The organism is Anaeromyxobacter diazotrophicus, from assembly GCF_013340205.1.
In the GTDB taxonomy this organism is placed as follows: domain Bacteria; phylum Myxococcota; class Myxococcia; order Myxococcales; family Anaeromyxobacteraceae; genus Anaeromyxobacter_A; species Anaeromyxobacter_A diazotrophicus.
Map to the genome: position 1 here is coordinate 160,358 of NZ_BJTG01000005.1, position 14,554 is coordinate 174,911.

Annotated in this window: 13 protein-coding genes; 3 read left to right on the forward strand and 10 right to left on the reverse strand. The window is 74.3% G+C overall.

Annotated elements, in window-relative coordinates; translation table 11 throughout:
• The first annotated feature begins 16 nt into the window (after positions 1 to 16).
• Both HWY08_RS11925 and HWY08_RS11930 read left to right on the forward strand, forming a co-directional pair.
• Positions 17 to 949, forward strand: a complete 933-nt coding sequence (locus HWY08_RS11925) for a nucleotidyltransferase family protein (protein WP_176065393.1) — start codon at positions 17 to 19, stop codon at positions 947 to 949.
• A gap of 116 nt (positions 950 to 1,065) precedes the next feature.
• On the forward strand, positions 1,066 to 2,370 hold the full coding sequence (locus HWY08_RS11930) for a UDP-glucose dehydrogenase family protein (RefSeq protein ID WP_176065394.1): 1,305 nt from the start codon (positions 1,066 to 1,068) through the stop codon (positions 2,368 to 2,370).
• A gap of 5 nt (positions 2,371 to 2,375) precedes the next feature.
• Here HWY08_RS11930 and HWY08_RS11935 read toward each other — a convergent pair whose 3' ends face one another.
• The 5 genes from HWY08_RS11935 to HWY08_RS11955 form a co-directional block, all read right to left on the reverse strand.
• A complete protein-coding gene (locus HWY08_RS11935) occupies positions 2,376 to 3,074 on the reverse strand; it encodes an LON peptidase substrate-binding domain-containing protein (RefSeq protein WP_235969592.1) in 699 nt (232 codons plus the stop codon).
• Positions 3,075 to 3,182: 108 nt separating this feature from the next.
• Complete coding sequence (locus HWY08_RS11940; protein WP_176065395.1) at positions 3,183 to 5,600, reverse strand: sodium-translocating pyrophosphatase; 2,418 nt, start codon at positions 5,598 to 5,600, stop codon at positions 3,183 to 3,185.
• 207 nt (positions 5,601 to 5,807) lie between these two features.
• On the reverse strand, positions 5,808 to 6,374 hold the full coding sequence (locus HWY08_RS11945) for an ExbD/TolR family protein (protein WP_176065397.1): 567 nt from the start codon (positions 6,372 to 6,374) through the stop codon (positions 5,808 to 5,810).
• Between the two features lie 3 nt (positions 6,375 to 6,377).
• A complete protein-coding gene (locus HWY08_RS11950) occupies positions 6,378 to 6,860 on the reverse strand; it encodes an ExbD/TolR family protein (protein WP_176065399.1) in 483 nt (160 codons plus the stop codon).
• 3 nt (positions 6,861 to 6,863) lie between these two features.
• The gene (locus HWY08_RS11955; RefSeq protein WP_176065401.1) at positions 6,864 to 7,562 is read right to left on the reverse strand and encodes a MotA/TolQ/ExbB proton channel family protein; all 699 of its coding nucleotides are present in this window, start codon (positions 7,560 to 7,562) and stop codon (positions 6,864 to 6,866) included.
• Between the two features lie 249 nt (positions 7,563 to 7,811).
• On the opposite strand from HWY08_RS11955, the gene HWY08_RS11960 reads away from it, so the two are divergent.
• On the forward strand, positions 7,812 to 9,536 hold the full coding sequence (locus HWY08_RS11960) for a hypothetical protein (protein ID WP_176065403.1): 1,725 nt from the start codon (positions 7,812 to 7,814) through the stop codon (positions 9,534 to 9,536).
• Here the strand turns inward: HWY08_RS11960 and larC are convergent, their stop codons facing one another.
• Genes larC through HWY08_RS11985 form a run of 5 tightly spaced genes read right to left on the reverse strand, consistent with a single transcriptional unit; the run spans position 9,537 to position 14,498 of the window.
• Positions 9,537 to 10,748, reverse strand: coding sequence for a nickel pincer cofactor biosynthesis protein LarC (gene larC / locus HWY08_RS11965; protein ID WP_176065405.1), 1,212 nt, complete (start codon positions 10,746 to 10,748; stop codon positions 9,537 to 9,539).
• A gap of 2 nt (positions 10,749 to 10,750) precedes the next feature.
• On the reverse strand, positions 10,751 to 11,494 hold the full coding sequence (larB, locus tag HWY08_RS11970) for a nickel pincer cofactor biosynthesis protein LarB (protein WP_176065408.1): 744 nt from the start codon (positions 11,492 to 11,494) through the stop codon (positions 10,751 to 10,753).
• A gap of 12 nt (positions 11,495 to 11,506) precedes the next feature.
• Positions 11,507 to 12,118 (reverse strand): chemotaxis protein CheC, encoded by a 612-nt coding sequence (locus HWY08_RS11975; protein ID WP_176065411.1) that lies wholly within the window; start codon positions 12,116 to 12,118, stop codon positions 11,507 to 11,509.
• Entirely contained in the window at positions 12,115 to 14,097 is a 1,983-nt protein-coding gene (locus tag HWY08_RS11980) for a chemotaxis protein CheA (protein ID WP_176065413.1), read from the reverse strand. Before HWY08_RS11980 ends, HWY08_RS11975 begins: the two co-directional genes overlap by 4 nt.
• Before the next feature lie 32 nt (positions 14,098 to 14,129).
• On the reverse strand, positions 14,130 to 14,498 hold the full coding sequence (locus HWY08_RS11985; protein ID WP_176065416.1) for a response regulator: 369 nt from the start codon (positions 14,496 to 14,498) through the stop codon (positions 14,130 to 14,132).
• Positions 14,499 to 14,554: the final 56 nt, after the last annotated feature.

Here is a 14,554-nt window from a genome sequence, read left to right on the forward strand (position 1 = left end):
GCTAGACTGTCCAGCCGTGGCCCTGCTCGACGCCCTGCGCGCCCTCACCGCCTTCGACCCGCCGGCCGAGCTGCCGCCGTGCGATCCCGCCGAGCTCTTCGAGGTGCTCGACGCGCACGGGCTCGCCCCGCTCGCCTCCTACCAGCTCGAGTCGCGGCGCCTCGGCGCTGGCGCGCCGGCCTCGCTCCGCGAGCGGCTCCTGCCGCTCTACCAGGGCACGGTGAACGACAACGTCTTCAAGCTCATGACGCTCAAGGGCGCGCTGCGCGGGCTCGGCGTCCCGGCGCTGGTGCTGGGCGGGGCGGCCTACGTCGACTGGCTCTACCCCCACCTCGCCTTCCGGCCGGTGGGCGACCTGCGCCTCCTGGTGCGCGCCGAGGACGGCGCCCGCTTCGCCGCGCAGGTGGGCGAGGCGGGGTTCCGGGCCCTCGAGACCGGGCCGGGGGGACACACCGTCACCTTCGACGACGGCCGGCTGCCGCTGCGGATCCAGGAGGGCCTGCTAGCGGGCCGCGCGGGGGACCTCGGCGCCTTCGAGCGGCGCGTCCCGACGCCGGCGCTCGGCCCGACGCTCGCCCGTCCCGCCGCCGAGGATGCGCTGCTCCTCGCCGCCGCGGAGCTGGCGCAGGCCGGGCTCTACGCGCCGCTCCTGCTCTACGTCGACGTCCGGGAGCTGCTCCACCAGCCCGACTTCGCGGAGCGCGCGACGGTGGAGGCGGTGCGGCGGCGCGCCGCCGAGCTGGGGCTGGCGCGGGCCCTCTACGGCGCCTGCGCCGTGACCGCGCGCTACTTCCCCGCCGCCGCGGAGCGCGCGGCGGCGCTGTCGCCTGAGCTGGGCCGCGCCGAGCGCGCGGCGGTGGAGGCGCTCGCCGAGAGCGCCGGCGACCCCACGCGCCTGCGCCGCGCGCGCGGGGCCGAGGCCGCGGCGAAGCTCCTGCTGGCGCCATAGGGCCGCGCTGCCTCGGCGCGGCGAGCGAGCCCCCGCCCGTCCGGCCGCCGCGCGCCCGGGGACGGCCCGGGCGGGACCGCGTGTTATCGTGCGGCGCTGCTCAGGAGGTCCTCGCCTTGAAGATCGCCGTCGTCGGCACCGGTTACGTCGGGCTCGTCACCGGGACGTGCCTCTCGGAGTCCGGCCACCACGTCACCTGCGTGGACGTGGACGAGAAGAAGATCGCGACGCTGCGGGAGGGTGGGATCCCGATCTACGAGCCGGGTCTCGAGGAGCTCGTGCGCCGCAACGCGCGCGAGCGGCGGCTCGCCTTCACCACCTCGCTCGCCGCCGCCATGCGGGACACCGAGGTGGTCTTCATCGCCGTCGGCACGCCGCCGGGCGAGACGGGCGAGGCGGACCTGACGCACGTGCTCACCGCCGCCGAGCAGGTCGGTCGCGCCATCGAGCGCTACACGGTGGTGGTGAACAAGAGCACCGTGCCCGTCGGCAGCTGCGAGCGCGTCCGCGAGGTGGTGGCGCGCTCCGCCCGGGCCGAGTTCGACGTGGTGTCGAACCCCGAGTTCCTCAAGGAGGGCTCGGCGGTGGACGACTTCATGCGGCCCGACCGCGTGGTGGTGGGCGTCGCCTCGGAGCGCGCCCGCCAGGTGATGGCGGACCTGTACCAGCCCTTCGTCCGCACCGAGCAGCCGATCCTCTTCATGGACCCGCGCTCGGCCGAGCTCACCAAGTACGCGGCCAACGCCATGCTGGCGACGCGCATCTCCTTCATGAACGACGTGGCCGCGCTGTGCGAGCGGCTCGGTTGCGACGTGGACCAGGTCCGGCGCGGCATGGGCTCGGACCGGCGCATCGGCTACCCGTTCCTCTTCCCGGGGGTCGGGTTCGGCGGCTCCTGCTTCCCGAAGGACGTCCGCGCGGTCATGACCATGGCGCGGCAGCTCGGGCTCGACTTCGACCTGCTCCGCGCGGTGGAGCGGGTGAACGAGCGGCAGAAGCGGCTCCTCTTCGACAAGGCGGTGAAGCACTTCGGCGCGCTCGCCGGCAAGCGCTGCGCGCTGTGGGGCCTCGCCTTCAAGCCCAAGACCGACGACATGCGGGAGGCGCCGGCGCTCACGCTGGCGCAGCTCCTCGCCGGCGCGGGCGCGGAGGTGGTGGCGCACGATCCGGTGGCGGCCGAGGTGGCGCGGCCGCTCCTCGGCCCGCACGTGCGCCTCGCCGGCGAGCCCTACGCCGCCGCCGAGGGGGCCGACGCGCTGTTCCTCGTCACCGAGTGGAACGAGTTCCGCGCCCCGGACTACGAGCGGCTCGGCCAGATCATGCGGGGCAAGGTGCTGTTCGACGGGCGCAACGTGTGGGACGCCGCCCGCGCCCGGGCTGCCGGCTTCACCTACTTCGGCGTCGGCCGCCCGGCGGCCTGACCGCGCTAGGCGCTCGGCGTCCGGCCCTGCGACAGCATGAGGATGACGCTCGCCACCTCGCCGGTGACGAGGTCGAGGCGCTTCGCCACGTCGAGCTCCTCGATGACCGCCAGGCGCTTGTCGGGCTCGCTCACCACCGCGGCGGCGACGAGGTCGGCGAGCGTCGAGGCGGAGGGGGTGCGGGCGGCCAGCTCGGCGAGCTGCGGCGCGCCCGACTCGGGCGGCAGCACCTCGGCGAGCTGCAGCACGCAGGCCTCCAGCGCCCGCCGCTGGCGGAGCAGCGCCGCGGACCCGGCCGGCGGGTAGACGTCCTCGAGGAGCTCGGCCCTGAACTCGCGGTACGGGAGCCCGTTCTCGAGCTCCTCCACCAGGCGCACCCGGGCGAGCCCGCGCACCAGGATGTGGAACCGGCCGTCGGGGAGCTCCTCCGCCTCCTCGATGAAGCCGGCCCCCGCGATGGGCTGGATGGGCGCGCGGTCCTGCGTGGCGCCCTCCTCCGAGGCGAGCGTCGCGACGGCGAGCATGCGGTCGCCGCGCAGCGCCTCGGCGGTGAGCTGCCGGTAGCGCGGCTCGAAGACGTGAAAGGGCGTGGGCGTCCCCGGGAGGACGACCACGCCCGGCAGCGGAAAGACCTTGAGGCGGGCGCAGGTCCGGACGAGGGCCGTCCGGAGCTCGTCGAGATCGATCACGTCCTCGTCGGCCAAGGCGGCCCCCCGCTGCGGGGGACGAGCCCCCGCCCTACGGACGCGTGCCCACGGCGCGCCGGGTGAGACGGCGCCCCCGCCCTCCACGGGGCGGGGGCCCGCCCGTGTCTACCCGTGCGCGGAGGCGGCGGGGCTGGCGTCCTCTTCGGCCGCCGCCACGCCCGTCTTGATGCGCATCCCGTAGAACGAGCGCCACACGAAGACGAGGGCGATGGCGAGGAACACGGCGAACGCGCCGATCTTGACGGCGGTGTCGACGCGGAGCGCCAGCTCGACGGCCAGCAGGCCGAACAGGGTCGTGAACTTGATGACCGGGTTCATGGCCACCGAGGAGGTGTCCTTGAAGGGGTCGCCGACGGTGTCGCCGACGACCGAGGCGTCGTGGAGCGGCGTGCCCTTCGCCTTGAGCTCGACCTCGACCACCTTCTTCGCGTTGTCCCAGGCGCCGCCGGCGTTCGCCATGAAGATGGCCTGGAAGAGGCCGAAGATGGCGATCGAGATGAGGTACCCGATGAAGAAGAACGGATCGAGGAAGGCGAAGGCGAGCGTGGCGAAGAAGACGGTGAGGAAGATGTTGAACATGCCCTTCTGCGCGTACTGCGTGCAGATGGCGACCACCTTCTTCGAGTCCTCCACCGAGGCCTTCTCGACGCCCTCGAGGCGGATGTTGGCCTTGATGAACTCCACCGCGCGGTAGGCGCCGGTGGAGACGGCCTGGGTCGAGGCGCCGGTGAACCAGTAGATGACCGAGCCGCCGAGGATGAGCCCGAGCAGGAAGAGCGGGTTCATGATGGAGAGCTTCTCGAGGTCGGCGGTGAGGCCGCCCGTCAGCACCATGATGATGGAGAAGATCATGGTGGTGGCGCCCACCACCGCGGTGCCGATGAGCACCGGCTTGGCGGTCGCCTTGAAGGTGTTGCCGGCGCCGTCGTTCTCCTCGAGGTAGTGCTTGGCCTTGTCGAAGTTGAGGTCGAAGCCGAAGTCCTTCTTCACCTCGGCCTTCACGTTCGGCACGTTCTCGATCAGCGAGAGCTCGTAGACCGACTGGGCGTTGTCCGTCACCGGGCCGTAGGAGTCGACGGCGATGGTGACCGGGCCCATGCCGAGGAAGCCGAAGGCGACCAGGCCGAAGGCGAAGACGGCCGGCGCCAGCATGAGCGCCGAGAGGCCGAGCGTCGAGACGGCGTAGGCGCCGCCCATCAGCGCGGCGATGACGAGGCCCATCCAGAAGGCGGAGAAGTTGCCGGCGGTGAGGCCGGCGAGGACGTTGAGCGACGCGCCGCCCTCGCGGGAGGCGGTGACGACCTCGCGCACGTGCCCGGAGGTGGTGGAGGTGAAGACCTTCACGATCTCGGGGATGATCGCGCCGGCGAGCGTGCCGCAGGTGATGATGGTGGAGAGCTTCCACCACAGCGTCCCGTCGCCGAGCTGGGCGATGAGCGCGTAGGAGAGCGCGTAGGTGAGGACGATGGAGACGATCGAGGTGAGCCACACCAGCGAGGTGAGCGGCGCCTCGAAGTTCATCACGTCGGCGGCGGCGTACTTGGCCTTCGCGACCGCCTCGTTGATGAAGTAGGAGAGGACCGACGCGACGATCATCATGATGCGCATCGCGAAGATCCACACCAGCAGCTGCACCTGCGTGCTCGGGTCCTTCACCGCCAGCAGGATGAAGCTGATGAGCGCGACGCCGGTGACGCCGTAGGTCTCGAAGCCGTCGGCCGAGGGGCCGACCGAGTCGCCCGCGTTGTCGCCGGTGCAGTCGGCGATGACGCCGGGGTTGCGGGCGTCGTCCTCCTTGATCTTGAAGACGATCTTCATGAGATCGGAGCCGATGTCGGCGATCTTCGTGAAGATGCCGCCGGCGATGCGCAGCGCCGAGGCGCCGAGCGACTCGCCGATGGCGAAGCCGATGAAGCACGGGCCGGCCACGTCCCGCGGGATGAAGAGCAGGATGAAGAGCATGATCAGCAGCTCGGTGCTGATCAGCATGGTGCCGATCGACATGCCCGCCTTGAGCGGGATGGCGTAGGTGGGGAACGGCTTGCCGCGCAGCGACGCGAAGGCGGCGCGCGAGTTGGCGTAGGTGTTGACCCGGATGCCGAACCAGGCGACGCCCGAGCTGCCCAGGATGCCGACCACCGAGAAGAGGAGGATGATCGCCACCTCCCCCATCGTCTTGTGCGGCTCGGTCAGGAAGCCGAAGTAGGCCACGATGATGACGGCGATGAAGGCCCAGAGCAGGGCGATGAACTTCGCCTGCGTGACGAGGTAGGTCTTGCAGGTCTCGTAGATGAGCTCCGAGATGTCCCGCATCGACCGGTGCACCGGCAGGTTCTTGAGCTGGTTCGAGATGGCGAGGCCGAAGGCCAGGCCGGCCGCCGAGACCAGGAGCCCGATCGCGAGCAGGCCCTTGCCGCTCATACCGAGGAAGCTGACCGAGGACAGGTCGGGCAGGACGAGGTTCGCCTCGCCGCCGCCTTCGGCCGCCAGCGTGAGGGATGACATCAGGGTAGAGAGGTTCATGGGCTTGCAGTTCCGGTGAGGACCCTTGTGTCCAGGAGTGGGGTGCGAGGTGGGCCAAGGGCCCGGAATTCGGAGGGCCGCGATACTAGCGGGGCGTGCCGGTCAGGGCAAGGGGCAGGCCAGCGGAAGGCCGGGCGGCGCACGGTCGGGGAGGAGGCGCCGCCGCGGGCCGGGCGCTCCTCCGCCCCGGGATGAGCGGGACGCCCCCTACTTCTTGGCGGCGGCCGGGCCGCCCTCTTCCATGGCGGCGAAGTTGATGTTGCCATACCCCGCCTCGGCGGCAGAGGCCAGCACGCGCCGGACCACGCGGAAGGGCACCTTCACGTCCGCCTGGACGTTCACCTCGCCCTTCCAGTTCTTCTCCCGGTCGCGGTCGTTCTGGTGGATGAAGTCCCAGCGCTTCTTCTCGTCGCGCAGCTTCTCGGTGAGCGGCGCGATGATCTGCGACGGGTCCTTCTCCAGGTCCGGCACGTCGGCCACCTTCACGCCCGAGACCACCACCTGCGCGGCGCTGATGGCGATCACCGGCGCCACCTCGATCTGCTGGCCGTGGCGGGCGTCGGGCAGCCGGATGTCCTTCTGCATGTAGAGCACTTCGCCGGTGGCCGAGAACTGCTGCAGGAGGAAGATGACGAGCATCGTCATCATGTCGACCATCGGCACGACGTTGAGCTCGACGTTCCCCGTGCGCAGGTGGCGGTGCATCTTGCCGCCCATGATCTTGGACGACTGGAAGCGCTTGGCGGGCCGCTTACCGGGCTGGACGATCGGCACGGCTCACCCCGCTCCCATGACCGAGACGTTCGAGAGCCCCGCCCCGACGCAGGCGTCGATGGTGTGGACGAGGTCCGCGTAGACGACGGCGTCGTCGGCGGCCACCGTGATGGCGGCCTGGTCGGGGAAGTCGGCCTTGAGCTTCTTGAGCCGCTCGCCCAGGCCCTTCAGGTCGTACTGCACGCCGCCGTCCGGCGCGCGCCCCAGGGCCGGGATCTCGATCTGCGCCCCGGCGCTGGTGGCGAGCACGAAGCCGCGCTCGCCCACCGTGAGCGTCACGGTGAGCGACTTCACCTGCTCGGTGGGGGCCGGATCGCCGTTCCCCATGGGCGTCGCCTGCAGCCGCGAGATCTGGGTCCAGACCGCGGTGAAGAGCAGGAAGGAGATGCAGCAGGAGAGGAGGTCGATGGCCGGCACGACGTTGACCGTCGTGTCGAGCGATCGCTTGCCCTTCTTGCCGCTCTCCGGGAGCGCGCCGCCGCCCATGCCTTACTCCACCGTCTCCTCGACGGGGGCCTCGGCCACGGCGCGCGCCGCCGGCAGCTTCATCTTGTCCTTGTTGGCCACGATGAGGTTCAGCACGCCCACCGCCGACTCGTTGATCTCGTCCACCATGCGCTGCGTGCGCCCCTGCAGCACCGAGTAGAGGACGAGCGCGGGGATGGCGGTCCCGAGGCCGAAGGCGGTGCAGAACATGGCCTCCGAGATGCCCTGGGAGAGGATGGTGGCCTTGTCGGCGGGGTTCGCGTTCGCCACCGCGCCGAAGCAGCGGATGAGGCCGGAGATGGTGCCGAGGAGCCCGAGCAGGGTGGCGACGTTGGAGATCATCGCCAGGTAGCCGGTGCGGCGCTCGATCTTGGGCGACTCGCGGAGCGTCGCCTCGTCCATCGCCGCCTGGACGTCCTCCTCGCCCTTCGGGACGTTGATGAGGCCGGCCTTGATGACCGAGACGAGCGGGGTCTTCTTCTGCCCGGCGCAGTAGCTGATCGCCTTGTCGAGGTCGCCCGCGTAGATGTGCTTCTTCAGCCCGCGCAGGAACGCTTCCTTGTCGACCGACGACTGGAAGTAGAGGACGAAGACGCGCTCGGCCACGATCGCGAGGGCGAAGATGAGCGCGACCGAGATGGGGTACATGCCCCATCCGCCCTTCTCGAACGACTCGAACACGCTGCCGAAGAAGTTCCCCATCGCGGCCCGTCCTCCAGAGGCTGGTACTCGCGGGGGGTGGCCGGGAATACCCGCCTGTCCCGCGCACGCACGACACCGAGCGAGAGCCCTATCACGGCGCCGGAAACGCAGTCAACGCGGCGGTTTACGTACTTTCGCTCACCCGCGGGGCCGGTGCGCGGCCCCGCACAGGATGGTTCTCACGGAGGACCCGGGTCGCAATTGCCCAAGGGGCGAGCGGCGTTGTACCGTGCGTCGCTCCCCGCCTCCATGGCCGTCCAGACCGCCTTCGCTCCCTACCGGCTCCCCGCGGGTGTCCTACCGCAGGAGGCCGCCCGGACCGCGCTCGCCGCCGCGGCCGAGCCCCTCGTGGTGCGCCTCGACGAGCCGCTGCCGGGCGGCATGGTCGCGCAGGCGCTCGCCGACGTCGCCGCCGGCCACGCCTTCGCGCCCGACGAGGCGTGTCGCGCCGCCGACGGCAGCCCCTCGGGGGCGCCCGGCCACCCGCGCGCCTGCCTCGTCTCCCCGCGCCACCGCGCCCGCGTCGAGCAGGCGGTGACCGCGGCCCTGGCGGCCGGCTTCGCGGGGGTGTGCCTCGACCGGCCCGACGCCCCCATGGCGCAGGGCATCCTCGGCTCGGGGTTCTGCCCGGACTGCCAGCGCGCCTTCTCGAAGGACCTGGCGCGCGAGTACGGCGACCACTTCATGCCGCTCGACTACCTGGCGATGGCGCGCGAGGCGCTCGCCAACGCCTCGGGCGCGGTCGGCCACGCGGCCCTCCCGTTCGGCCGCGAGTTCTGGCGCTTCCGCTCCGCCGCGCTCGACCGGGCGGTGCAGGCCTACGCGCGCGCCGCACGCGACGCGGCCCGGGCCGCCGGGCGCCCGTTCCAGGTGGTGGCCCAGCTCGCGGCGGTGGGGCCGGCGCAGCTCCTCGCCGCGCGCCACCTCGACGCCGCCATCTTCCCGGTGAAGGGCGACACCCAGACCACCGGCGCCGGGCTGTTCCGGCTCCTGCAGGCGGCCATGGGCCGGCGGCCGTGCGCGGCGGCGGTGCAGGGCGAGGCGCCGGCGGCGCTCGTGCTGCGGCTCGCCGGCGTGGCGGCGGCGTGCGGGGTGGAGCTCGTCACCCCCGCGGCGGCCGGCGCCGCCTCCCACGCGCGCGACGGTGCCGCGGGCGCGGCCACGCCGGCGCGGGAGCTCGAGGCGCTCGCCGCGCTGCGCCGCTTCGCGCGGCAGGTCGGCGCCGAGCGGCACGCGCCGGGCGCGGTGGAGCCGGTGGCCGAGTGCGCGCTCCTCTACTCGCCGGAGGCCGACCTCTGGACCGGCGGCGACCACCGGGCGCAGGTGGAGCGCGCCGGCGATGCCCTGGCCGCGCTCCACGTGCAGGCGCCGGTGGTGATGCGCCTCGCCGACGCGCCGCCCGGGGCGGCGCTGGTGCTGGCCGGCGCGGGGGCGCTGCCGGCGGCGGACGTCCAGGAGGTGAAGCGGCGCCTCGAGGCGGGCGGGAGCGCCCTCCTCCTCGGCGAGCTCGCGCCGGTGGACGGCGACGGCCGCCCGGGCGGCCCGTCCCTGCCGCCGGGGAAGGCGGCCGGCGCGAAGGTGGGGAAGGGCACGCTGGTGGCGCTCCCGGCGCTGCCCGCGCCGCGGGCGGGCGCGCTGCTCGAGCCAGCCCAGCTCGAGCCGCTGGCGCGCGCCCTCTCGGTGCTGCTGGGGAAGGGGCGCCGCGCCGCGAGCGTGGCCGGGCGCACCCCGCTCTTCGTGGCGCTCGCGCGCAACGCGGAGCGGCTCGACGCGCACCTCGTCTCGCTCGGACCGGCGCCGGCGCAGGGGGTGACGCTCTTCCTCGGCGCGCACGTGGCCGGCCCGGCGCGCCGCGCCCGCTTCCAGGCCGCGGACGGCCGCGACGAGCGGATCACGATGAACCCGTCCGGCTACTCGATCTCCACCGTGCTGCCGGCGTTCCAGGGGTACGCGACGCTGTCGATCGGGGGCTAGCTAGCTCCCGCGCGCCGCCCGCCAGGCGGCCAGCGCGTCCGCCATCACTTCCTTCACCGCCACCCCGTGCTCGCGGGCGCGCGCGGCGCAGTCCTCGTACTCCGGGTGCGCGCCCATGAGCTCGCCCCCGAGCCGGCCCACCTTGACCCGCACCGCGCCGTAGCGGGTCGCCACCTCGACGAGCTCCCGCGCGAGCTCGATCCGCTCCACCGGCCAGGAGCGCAGCCCGAGGCTGGTGGTCTCGGCGAGGAGCGCCCGCGCCACCGCCTCGCGCGCGGCGGCGGGGGCGAGCGCGCCCAGGACCAGACCGGGCCGGCCCTTCTTCATGGTGCAGGGCGCCGCCCAGACGTCGAGCGCGCCGGCGGCGAGCGCCGCCTCCAGGGCGCGCGCCACGAGCTGGCCGGGGCAGTCGTCGAGGTTGAGCTCGAGCTGGTAGATCGCGTCGCCGGGCGGCGGGGGATGAGCCCCCGCCCTACCGCCCTCGGCCGTGGTCAACGCGCCCAGCGTCAACCTGAGCACGTTCGGCCGATCCGGCCAGCGCTTCCGCCCGAGCCCGTAGCCGACGCGGGCGGGGGTGAAGGGCGGCGGGGCGACGCCCACCTCGCACAGGCCGGCGAGGAGGGCGGCGCCGGTGGGGGTGACCGCCTCGCCCACCGGGCCGCCGGGCTGGACGGGCACGCCGCGCAGGAGCTCCAGCACCGCGGGCGGCGGCACCGGCAAGAGCCCGTGCGCGGTCTTCACGAACCCCTGCCCCAGCTCCGGGGCGCGCGCCACCGCGCGCGGCCAGCCGAGCAGGTCCATCACCACCGCCGCGCCGCACACGTCCACGATCGAGTCGACCGCGCCCACCTCGTGGAAGTGGACCTGCTCGAGCGCGACGCCGTGCACCTTCGCCTCGGCGCGCCCGATCCGCTCGAAGAGCCCGAGCGCCGCCTCGCGCGCCCGCGGCGAGAGCCCGCTCGCGCGCACCAGCGCCTGGATGTCCGAGAGCGCGCGGTGGTGCGGCTGCGGGCCCTCCACCACCACCTCGACGTGCGCGCCGGCGATGCCGCTCGCCTCGGCGCGCGTCACCTCCAGCCGGAAGCCCGGCACGCCGAGCGTGGCGAGCGCCGCCTCGAGCGCCGCGCGCGGCACGCCCAGGTCGAGCGCGGCGGCGAGGAACATGTCCCCCGCGGCGCCGCCGACCGGCTCCACGTAGAGCAGCTCCGCCACGGTCACCCCCTGGCGATGAGGCCGGCCACGAACCCGGCCCCGAAGCCGTTGTCGATGTTCACCACCGTGACGTTGGGCGAGCAGGAGTTCAGCATGGCGAGCAGCGGCGTCAGCCCGGAGAAGGAGGCGCCGTAGCCGACGCTGGTGGGGAGGCCGATGACCGGCCGGCCGACGAGCCCGCCCACCACCGAGGGCAGCGCCCCCTCCATCCCGGCGGCCACGATCACGGCGCGGCAGCGGTCGAGGTCGCCGCGGCGCGCCAGCACCCGGTGGATGCCCGCCACGCCCACGTCGTAGACCTTCACCGCCTCGACGCCCATGACCTCCAGCGTGACCGCCGCCTCCTCGCACGCCGGGACGTCGCTCGTCCCGGCGCAGCACACCGCCACCGGGCCGCGGGTGGGCAGGGCCATCCGCCCCTTGCGCAGCGTGCGCGAGACCGGGTCGTAGATCGCGCCCTTCACCGCGCGGCGCGCCGGGGCGGCCTTGTCCGGGTCGAGCCGCGTCACGAGCAGCGGGCCGTGCCCGTCGAGCTTGCGGGCGATGGCCGCCACCTGGGCGGCCGTCTTGCCCTGGGCGAAGATCACCTCCGGCATGCCCACCCGCAGCGCGCGGTGGGTGTCCACGGTGGCGAACCCGCCCACCGCCTCGAAGGGCGCGCCCTTGAGCCGCGCCACCGCGTGCTCGACGGGCGCCTCGCCATCCCGCACGCGCGCGAGCAGCGCGCGCAGCTCCCTCTCGTCCATGGCGGTTGTCTACTACGCGCCGCGCAGCGACGCGAGCAGCGCCGGCAGCTGGGCCGGCTCGGGCATCACCAGGATGAGGCCCTCCAGCCCGGCCGGGCCGTCGGTGGTGAAGCGCGTCGCCAGCGCGACCCGCCCCGCCTCCCGGTCCACCAGCTGGTCGAGGCACGCCCTCCCGGCGCCGCGGGCGAGGACGGGCGGGCTCAGGAGGAGCCGCCCGCGCACCATCCGCGCGATGGCGGAGACGAAGGCGCTCCCCACGATGTTGCCCGACTCCATGAGCGCGCTCTCGGAGAGCGCGTCCCAGGCGCCGGACCGCGGCGTGGGCGACCCGAGCGCGGCGGCCAGCCGCTCGGCGTCGCGCTCGGGCAGCGCCAGCACCAGGTGCCCCGCCAGGAGCCCCTCCAGCCGGACCCCCACCGCCACCAGCTCCTGGCCCAGGTGGCCGAGGAAGTCGGCGATGGCGCCCGGGCGCTGGCCCACCCACGCCTCCGGCACGTCCATCTCGACGCGGCGCCGCAGGAGCGCGCCGAGCGCGGTCACCGCCTGGCCGCAGCCGATGGTCGCGATCTCCTGCAGGAGGTCGAGGTCGGGCGCGCCGAGCGCCGCCGGAGCGCCGGCGCTCACGCCGCCCCCAGCCGTGCCAGGTCGAGCACGAACACCGGGCGCCCGCTCGCGAGCACCGTCACCGCGGAGAGCCCGGGCACGCGGTCGAAGGGACGGGCGAGCGGCTTCAGCACCGCCTCCTGCTGCCCGAGGAGCTGGTCCACCGCCAGGCCCACCGGGCCGGCCTCGCCGTCCGCCACCACCACCGCGCAGGGCGCGGGCCGCGCGCCGCCGAAGCCGAGCAGCGCGCCGAGGTCGAGCACCGGCACCAGCGCGCCGTCGTACGGCAGCACCGGGGCGCCGCGGCTCTGGTCGAGCGCGGAGAGGGCCACCTCCGCCGCCCCATGGACCTTGGCGATGGGGAGCGCCAGCACCTCCTCCGCCACCCGCACCAGCAGCACCTGCTGCACCGCCACCGTGAGCGGCAGCCGGAGCACGAAGCGCGTCCCGCGGCCGCGCGCGCTGTCGATCTCGAGCGCGCCGCCCACCGCCTCCACGCTGCGCTTCACCGCGTCGAGCCCCACCCCGCGGCCGGAGAGATCGGTCACCTCGGCGGCGGTGGAGAGGCCCGGCAGGCAGGCGAGCTGCAGCGCGTCCTTGTCCGACAGCCGCTCGGCGGCGGCCGCGGGCAGCGCGCCCTTCGCCACCGCCGCCGCGCGCAGCCGCTCCGGGTCCATGCCCCGGCCGTCGTCGGCGAGCTCGAGCAGCACGCGGTCGCGCTCGCGGCGGGCGCTGACCGTCACGTGCCCGGTGGCGCCCTTCCCGGCCCGGAGCCGCTCGGGGGGCGACTCGAGCCCATGGTCCACCGCGTTGCGAAGCAGGTGCGTGAGCGGGTCGGCCAGCTCGTCCAGGAGCGCGCGGTCGATCTCGATCTCCGCCCCGCGGACCTCCACCTCGACCTGCTTGCCGAGGCGGCGCGCCAGGTCGCGCGCGGCGCGCGGCAGCCGCTCGGTGAGGAGCGAGAGGGGCGTCATGCGGACCGCCATGACCTTGTCGTGCAGGTCCTTCACCGTCGCGTGCAGCCGGTCCACGCCGTCCTCGAGCGGCGGGCGGTGCTCCTCCGGGACGGCGCGCCCGAGCGCGCGCAGCCGCGAGGTGGCGAGGATGAGCTCGCCCACGGCGTCGAGGAAGGAGTCGAGCAGCTCCACCCTCACCCGGACGGTGCGCTCGGCGCCCTCCGCCGGGGCCGCGGGCGCGGCGGCCAGGCGCGGCGCGGCGGCGGGCGCGGCGGGGGCGGGCCGGGCCTCGGCCTCCGCCACCGCCACGCGCGCGAGATCGGAGATCTGGGACAGCGCGCGCTCCACCTCGCCGAGCGGCGCGGGGGTCTCGAGGGTGGCGGTGAGGCGGTGGCCGGGGAGCCGGCCGGCGCGGAGGTCCTCCTCGGCCGGCGCGGTGCGCACCACCTGCCCGAGCCGGGCGAGCTTCTTCACCACCAGGAAGGCGCGGACGGCGGGGACGGGGCACGCCCCGGCCACCTCGACCTCGACCTCGACCCGGCGGTGGAGCGCCGCGGCGGGCGGCGGGGCGGGAGGCGCCACCCCGGGCGACTGCGGCTCGGCGAGCGGGGGCGCCGGGGCCTCGCGCTCGGGGGCCGCCTCTCCGCGCGCCCTCGCCGCCGCGGCCTCGACGCGCTCCAGGAGCGCCCGGTCCGCCTCCGGCTTCTCGCCCTGCGCGGCGCGCGCCACCAGCGCGCCGAGCCCGTCCACCGCCGCCAGCAGCACGTCCACGCTCTCGGCGTCCGGCGCCACCCCGCGGCGGCGGAACGGGTCCACCAGGTCCTCCGCCCGGTGCGCCAGGGCGGCGATGCCGTCGAGCTCCATCGAGGCCGACATGCCCTTCACGCTGTGCGCGTGGCGGAAGAGCCCGTCCACGAGCTCGCTCACCGCCGCGCCGTCGCGGCCAGCGGCCTCGAGGCGCACCAGCTCCGCCCCGAGCTGCGCCAGGTGCTCGCCCGCCTCGGACACGAACAGGCCGAGGTATTTGGAGATGTCGAGCGCCACGGTCCGCGCGGGTCCCCGGAGCCGGCCCGCCGTCAGGCGCCGCCGAGGACCTTCTTCACCACCGACAGCACGTCCTCGGCCTTGAAGGGCTTCACGATGAAGTCGCTCGCGCCCGCCTCGATCGCCTCCATGACGAGCGACTCCTGCCCGAGCGCGCTGCACATCACGATGACCGCCTTCGGGTCGCCCTTCACGATCTCGCGCGTGGCCTCGATGCCGCTCTTGAACGGCATGACGATGTCCATGGTGGTGAGGTCGGGCGTGAGCTCGCGGTAGCGCTCGACCGCCTCCAGGCCGTTGGCGGCCTCGCCCACGATCTCGAACCCGCCCCCGGCGAAGATGTCCTTGATCATGTTCCGCATGAAGATGGCGTCGTCGACGATGAGGACCCGCTTCGCCATGGCTCGCCGTCCTTCCCAAGGCGCGGCGCGGCGGCCGGCCCCACATCGAGTGTACT

What these genes read in the sequence shown, in the direction of transcription:
- HWY08_RS11940 (WP_176065395.1), bottom strand. Translation starts at nt 5,600, where the DNA reads ATGAACCTCTCTACCCTGATGTCATCCCTCACGCTGGCGGCCGAAGGC.
- HWY08_RS11950 (WP_176065399.1), bottom strand. Translation starts at nt 6,860, where the DNA reads ATGGGCGGCGGCGCGCTCCCGGAGAGCGGCAAGAAGGGCAAGCGATCG.
- HWY08_RS11955 (WP_176065401.1), bottom strand. Translation starts at nt 7,562, where the DNA reads ATGGGGAACTTCTTCGGCAGCGTGTTCGAGTCGTTCGAGAAGGGCGGA.
- HWY08_RS11960 (WP_176065403.1), top strand. Translation starts at nt 7,812, where the DNA reads ATGGCCGTCCAGACCGCCTTCGCTCCCTACCGGCTCCCCGCGGGTGTC.
- larB (WP_176065408.1), bottom strand. Translation starts at nt 11,494, where the DNA reads ATGGACGAGAGGGAGCTGCGCGCGCTGCTCGCGCGCGTGCGGGATGGC.
- HWY08_RS11985 (WP_176065416.1), bottom strand. Translation starts at nt 14,498, where the DNA reads ATGGCGAAGCGGGTCCTCATCGTCGACGACGCCATCTTCATGCGGAAC.